A 6,138-nucleotide genomic window follows, 5' to 3' on the forward strand; every position below is an offset into this window, starting at 1 on the left:
TAGAGAAGGGAGTGGACCGCATGATTAAAATTTACGACACCATGACCCGCAGCCTGCGTGAATTTGTGCCCATTGAAGAGGGCAAGGTTCGCATGTATGTCTGTGGTCCGACGGTTTATAACTATATCCATGTCGGCAATGCCCGCTCAACAGTAGCTTTTGACACGGTTCGTCGCTATTTTGAGTATCGGGGATTTGAGGTCAACTATATTTCCAATTTTACAGATGTAGATGATAAGATTATCAACCGTGCCAAGGAAGAAGGCATCACACCTCAGGAGGTTGCGGACAAGTACATCGCTGCCTTTCGTGAGGATGTGACGGCCTTGGGTGTCAAGCCTGCGACTCGCCATCCAAGGGTGGTAGAGTTTATGGAAGACATCATCCGCTTTGTGGAGGACTTGATTGACAAAGGCTACGCCTATGAGTCAGAGGGCGATGTCTATTTCCGCGTCGAAAAGTCTCACAATTATGCCAAGCTAGCCAATAAAACCTTGGCAGACTTGGAGTTGGGTGCTTCTGGTCGGACAGATGAGGAGACTTCTCGTAAGGAAAATCCAGTGGACTTTGCTCTCTGGAAGGCGGCCAAGCCGGGTGAGATTTCCTGGGATAGTCCTTGGGGAGCAGGTCGTCCGGGCTGGCATATCGAGTGTTCGGTTATGTCGACGGAAATTTTGGGTGATACCATTGATATCCACGGTGGAGGAGCAGACTTGGAGTTTCCTCACCATACCAATGAAATCGCCCAGTCAGAGGCCAAGACGGGTCAGACTTTTGCCAACTACTGGATGCACAATGGCTTTGTCAACATCGACGACGTCAAGATGTCCAAGTCCTTGGGCAATTTTATCACCGTTCACGATGCCCTCAAGGCCATTGATGGTCAGGTGTTGCGTTTCTTCTTTGCGACCCAGCATTATCGTAAGCCAATCAATTTCACGGAAAAAGCTGTTCATGATGCAGCGACCAATCTTAAGTATTTGAAGAACACCTATGAGCAGCCTTTTACTGGTCAGGCAGATTCTGCTCAGCTTCAGGCCTTTCTAGACAAGTTCACCGCCGCTATGGACGAAGATTTCAACGCGGCTAACGGTATCACGGTTGTTTTCGAGCTCGCCAAGTGGATCAACTCTGGCAATTACACTGCAGAAGTTAAGGAAGCTTTTGCCAAGCTCTTAGAAGTTTTTGGTATCGTCTTTGTAGAAGAAGTCTTGGACGCGGACATTGAGCGCTTGATTGAGGAACGCCAAGAAGCGCGTGCTAATCGGGACTTTGCGACTGCAGACCGTATTCGGGATGAATTGGCCGCTCAGGGCATCAAGCTTTTGGATACTAAGGACGGAGTGAGGTGGACCCGTGACTGATGTCAACCTGATTAACGGCATTGCCCTTGCCTTTGAGGGAGATGCTGTCTACTCCATGTATATCCGGCGTCACCTGATTTTTCAGGGGCTGACCAAGCCTAATCAGCTGCACAGGGAAGCGACCAAGTACGTTTCTGCCAAGGCTCAGGCCAATCTTATTTCTCTCATGCTGGAAGAAGGAATCCTGACGGAGAAGGAAGAGGATATTTACAAGCGCGGCCGTAATGCCAACAGTCACACTAAGGCTAAGAATACAGACATCGTCACCTACCGTATGTCTACTGGCTTTGAGGCAGTCATGGGCTACCTGCATATGACCGAATCTATTGAGCGACTGGAGGAGCTGATTGACTGGTGTATTCGGAAGATAGAGGTTTCGTTCTGATTCATTGTCATCTTGTTTATTCTGAGACAGAACTCTTTTATGAACAATCACTAAAATTTAAGAAATTTAAATATCAAAAACGAGCTTGGCATAAAGCTCGTTTTTTATAAATAAGCATGCTGTTTCCAAAAAAACTGGAAGATTTTGTAGAAGATTAAATTTGAAACTTTAAATATATTATTGGATAAAAAGTAGGAGACTGAAATTTACGAAAACTTATTTTTAGAAAAGTATTGACATGTTTTCTGAAAAATAGTAGAATGGCTCATGTTTTTAAAGGAGGAACTTATGTTTTCCAAGTTAAAAGGATTTTTTATTGGACGCCCATTAAAATCTGGGAAAGAGGGCGAGGATGGTCATTTACTGACCAAGATGCAAGCCTTGGCCATGCTCTCCAGTGACGCTTTATCTTCTATTGCTTATGGACCAGAGCAGGTTGTTTTGGTCTTGACATCTATTTCTATTGGTGCCATTTGGTGGTCACTTCCCATAGGAATTGTCGTATTAGTTTTATTAGCGAGTTTAACGATTTCTTACCGTCAGGTTATCCATGCTTACCCTCAAGGAGGAGGAGCTTATATGGTGACGACAGAAAACCTGTCTCCAACGGCAGGTTTGATTGCTGGCGGAAGCTTACTGATAGATTACATGTTGACGGTAGCCGTTTCGGTCGCTTCTGGAGCGGACGCAATTACCTCTGCAATTCCCGTCTTACATCCTTACAATTTACATATTTCCATTTTCCTAGTTCTCTTGTTGATGCTAATGAATCTCCGAGGATTAAAAGAATCTGCCACTTCCTTGATGATTCCTGTCTATCTTTTTATTGTCAGCACCTTATTGTTGATTGGTTTTGGTTTTGTGCAAATTCTGACAGGAAATTTAGACTATCACGCAACCGCGCGGATTGGTAGTCCGATTGCTGGAGTAAGTTTGATCTTACTGCTTCGTGCTTTCACCAGCGGCTCTGCTTCCTTGACAGGAGTGGAAGCTATTTCCAATTCGGTTCCCTTTTTCAAGAAACCAAAAGCCCATAATGCCGCAGCTACCCTCTCGATTATGGCTTTAATCCTAGGCATCATGTTTGCGGGCATTACCTTTTTGAATTATTGGATTGGCATCGTGCCTGTCAAAGGTGTGACGACCTTGGCTCAGATGGCGCAAGCAATTTTGGGGACTTCTCCTCTTGGTCGTATCTTGTTCTATGTTTTCCAATTGTCAACTGCTTTGATCTTAGCAGTGGCGGCCAATACAGGCTTTTCAGCCTTTCCGATGCTCTCCTACAATATGGCGAAGAATAAATACATGCCACATATGTACATGGAAAAAGGAGATCGGCTCAGCTATTCTAATGGCATTTTCACTTTGGCTTTTGGTGCCATTGCTCTTTTGTTCATCTTTAAGGGAAATACAGAACGCTTGATTCCCCTGTACACGATTGGTGTGTTCGTACCCTTTGCTCTCTCCCAGACCGGTATGGTTGTCCATTGGAAGAAAAAATATGGAAATAATTTCTTGAAGCATTCGATTGCGAATATCCTTGGAGCGATCATTTGTTACGGGATTGTCCTTATTTTGCTCTTGTTCCGTCTTCAAGATATTTGGCCTTTCTTTCCTATTATCATCGTCTTGACTTGGCTGTTTTTGTCTATCAAGCAGCACTATAATAGAGTCGCTAAACAGTTGAGATTGCATGACCATATCGAGCGTCAGAACTACACGGGTAATACAGTAATTGTCCTAGTCGGGAATGTTACCAGAGTCAGTGTAGGAGCGATGAGCTATGCTCGCAGTATCGGAGATGAAGTCGTGGCAATGCACGTTTCAACAGCAGAAACTGCTGAAAAAGATGCGGAAGTCGCCGAGGAATTTGCTGACTACTTCCCAGATATTCGCTTTGAGACAGTCACGACTAGCTACCGCAATATCATTAGTCCGACAGTTCAGTATGTGATTAAAGTGGCCAAGCGAGCCAAAAAAGAAGGCCGAACAGTGACGGTCCTAGTACCTCAGTTTATACCTAAAAAGAGATGGCAAAATGTCCTGCATAACCAGATGAGTTTGAAATTGAAATACTATCTGAAATGGTATGAGGATGTCGTGGTTGCAAGCTATTCTTATCACTTAAAAGAATGAGCGATCGCCTTTGATTAATGAGAAAAAGAGAGTGGGACAGAAATCGGTAATTCGTTAGAATTCGATTTCGTCGTCCCACCTCCGCACAGTTGAGTAGGGTTGTAAAAGCTGATGAAATCAGCGTAGTAGAGCCCACTCAACCACTGCGTCTTGATCGACAATCCAAAGACAATTGAGAGGCTAGGACTTTTGTCCCAGCCTCCTCTTATTATTTATTAGAAATAGCGCAGAGCTAACTTGCTTGTACATTTTGGTAATTTTGATAAAATTCTACTTTAATCTTAATAAAGGTTTCCAAGTCTCGTAAAAGTTGCAGAAGTGTAGCGCGAGTTTCAAATTCTTGCCGAGTCTTAGGGAGCGGGCGTTCGCGAAAAACAGCCAAGCAGGTTTCGATTTCTTCAACTAGTTCGTGAGCAGGATTTTCTTGACTGAGCTGTTGGGCTGTCTTGGAGAAAAGACGTGCTAAAATCAAGCTCTCACTGGCTGCCAATTGGCAATTATTGATATTTCCTGCCATGTCTTCTAGAATGCGATTCTGTGCCTGCCGCATTTCAAAATAATGAATATGGTAGTTGGTCTGATGAAAGAGGTGGTTGGAATGGTCCAGATAGACCAGTGCTAAGGCTTCTTGAAGGATAGTATCCAGTTCCTTGATTAGAGTTGCATCGTTTTGACCGTCTCCAGCTTTTAAGAAATATTCAAAACGCAGTAGAATTTTCTTCAGTTGCTCTTCGACTTGAATACGATAGTTATCAATGTCTTGCTGGTTCGAAGCCATATAAAGATTGGCTAGGAGAGCGAAGCCCGTTCCGATAAGGAAGACAGCCATTTCGTTAGCTAAAAGAGACCAAGAAACAGAATGGGCCAGCAGTAGATGAGTGACCAAAACTGTGCTGGGGGTGATGCCTATTTCCCATCCGAAGAGATAAGCTAAGGGAACGTAGAGCAGGATATAAATCCCTAAGCTCCAAAGGTTAAATCCTAGAAGGATGAAAGATAAGCTCCCAATGGCCAGTGCTAAAATAGTAGACAAGAGGCGGTTGCGGGCTAGTTTGATAGTGCTTCTGCGGGTGTCGGAAACGCTGAGGATAGCAATGATACCGGCTGATATAGCATTGCTTAGACCTAAAAAAGCAGCTAGAGCCGCAGCAAGACATGTTGCAAGAGCTAGTTTGATGGTACGTTGGAGGAGAGGCATAAGCTTCTTTCTATTAAATAAAGTTTTTTCTATTATATCATGATTAGTCGAAGACTTGTGAGAACAAATATGTCAATGTGTAAATTGAAGGAAGGTGCTGTTTTATAGATGGTCAAAAGCATAGTAGGAAGGCTGGACTTGAAAAGTCGGGTTGCCGAGGTGAAATTTTTTTGACTAGACGGCAAATTTATCGTACAATAGAAAGTAGCGAAAAAAATGCCTGGCTAAATGCCTGTGTAATCTTAAGGAGAATAACTTTGGAATTAGAAGTATTTGCAGGACAAGAAAAAAGTGAGCTTTCGATGATTGAGGTAGCACGTGCCATCTTAGAATTGCGCGGGCGTGACCATGAAATGTATTTCGATGAGCTTGTTAATGAAATTCAAAATTATCTGGAGAAATCAAATAGCGAAATCCGAGAAGCACTGCCTCTATTTTATACAGAACTGAATGTAGATGGCAGTTTCATCCCACTTGGCGACAATAAATGGGGTCTTCGTTCTTGGTATGCGATTGACGAAGTCGATGAAGAAATCATCGCTTTGGAAGAAACAGACGAGGAAGATGAGCCTAAGAAACGCAAGAAAAAACGTGTTAATGCCTTTATGGATGGCGACGAAGATGCGATTGATTACAGCGATGATGATCCTGAAGATGAGGACTCTTATGAAGAGGATCCAGCTCTTTCATATGACGAAGATAATCCAGATGATGAAAAGAGTGAGGTTGAAGCCTACGATGCTGAAATTAATGAAATAGCTCCAGATGATCTCGGCGAAGAAGTTGAGTTAAATGAAGAAGACGATGAATATTCTGACGATGATCAGGATGTTGAAGACGAAGAATAATATCCAAGAAACAACTGCTTTTATTTTAGAAGCGGTTGTTTTTACGTTCTAACATGTCCCAAAAAGTCCCTGAGATGTCATAAGTAATTTCGTTGATTACCAGTTAGGGTATAAAATAGACAGGATAGGGACAGGATGCCTGAGAGAAGAGTTTTTCTTGTAGAATCATATTATCAAAGAAAAAGGAGATAACATGAACTTCAAGGA

General features: G+C 43.2%; 5 protein-coding genes. 4 read left to right on the forward strand and 1 reads right to left on the reverse strand.

From position 1 onward, the window contains the following. Positions 1-20: 20 nt before the first annotated feature. The 3 genes from cysS to Q0191_RS07210 all read left to right on the forward strand — a co-directional run bounded on the left by cysS (position 21) and on the right by Q0191_RS07210 (position 3,885). On the forward strand, positions 21-1,364 hold the full coding sequence (gene cysS / locus Q0191_RS07200; RefSeq protein ID WP_297665158.1) for a cysteine--tRNA ligase: 1,344 nt from the start codon (positions 21-23) through the stop codon (positions 1,362-1,364). Next, positions 1,357-1,749 (forward strand): Mini-ribonuclease 3, encoded by a 393-nt coding sequence (locus Q0191_RS07205; protein WP_297665151.1) that lies wholly within the window; start codon positions 1,357-1,359, stop codon positions 1,747-1,749. The genes cysS and Q0191_RS07205 overlap by 8 nt, the downstream gene beginning before the upstream one ends. Positions 1,750-2,037: 288 nt before the next feature. Then, positions 2,038-3,885: an APC family permease gene (locus Q0191_RS07210; RefSeq protein ID WP_297665153.1), complete on the forward strand. Its 1,848-nt coding sequence runs from the start codon at positions 2,038-2,040 to the stop codon at positions 3,883-3,885. 232 nt (positions 3,886-4,117) lie between these two features. Here Q0191_RS07210 and Q0191_RS07215 read toward each other — a convergent pair whose 3' ends face one another. Further along, positions 4,118-5,083 carry an aromatic acid exporter family protein gene (locus Q0191_RS07215; RefSeq protein WP_297665155.1) on the reverse strand — a complete coding sequence of 322 codons (966 nt, stop codon included), beginning with the start codon at positions 5,081-5,083 and terminating at the stop codon, positions 4,118-4,120. Positions 5,084-5,340: 257 nt separating this feature from the next. On the opposite strand from Q0191_RS07215, the gene rpoE reads away from it, so the two are divergent. Continuing rightward, positions 5,341-5,931 carry a DNA-directed RNA polymerase subunit delta gene (gene rpoE, locus Q0191_RS07220; protein ID WP_015604416.1) on the forward strand — a complete coding sequence of 197 codons (591 nt, stop codon included), beginning with the start codon at positions 5,341-5,343 and terminating at the stop codon, positions 5,929-5,931. Positions 5,932-6,138: the final 207 nt, after the last annotated feature.

Source organism: uncultured Streptococcus sp. (assembly GCF_938036805.1).
GTDB lineage: Bacteria > Bacillota > Bacilli > Lactobacillales > Streptococcaceae > Streptococcus.

Bases quoted from the DNA above. Each gene is read 5' to 3' on its own strand.
- cysS (WP_297665158.1), top strand. From the start codon at position 21: ATGATTAAAATTTACGACACCATGACCCGCAGCCTGCGTGAATTTGTG.
- Q0191_RS07210 (WP_297665153.1), top strand. From the start codon at position 2,038: ATGTTTTCCAAGTTAAAAGGATTTTTTATTGGACGCCCATTAAAATCT.
- Q0191_RS07215 (WP_297665155.1), bottom strand. From the start codon at position 5,083: ATGCCTCTCCTCCAACGTACCATCAAACTAGCTCTTGCAACATGTCTT.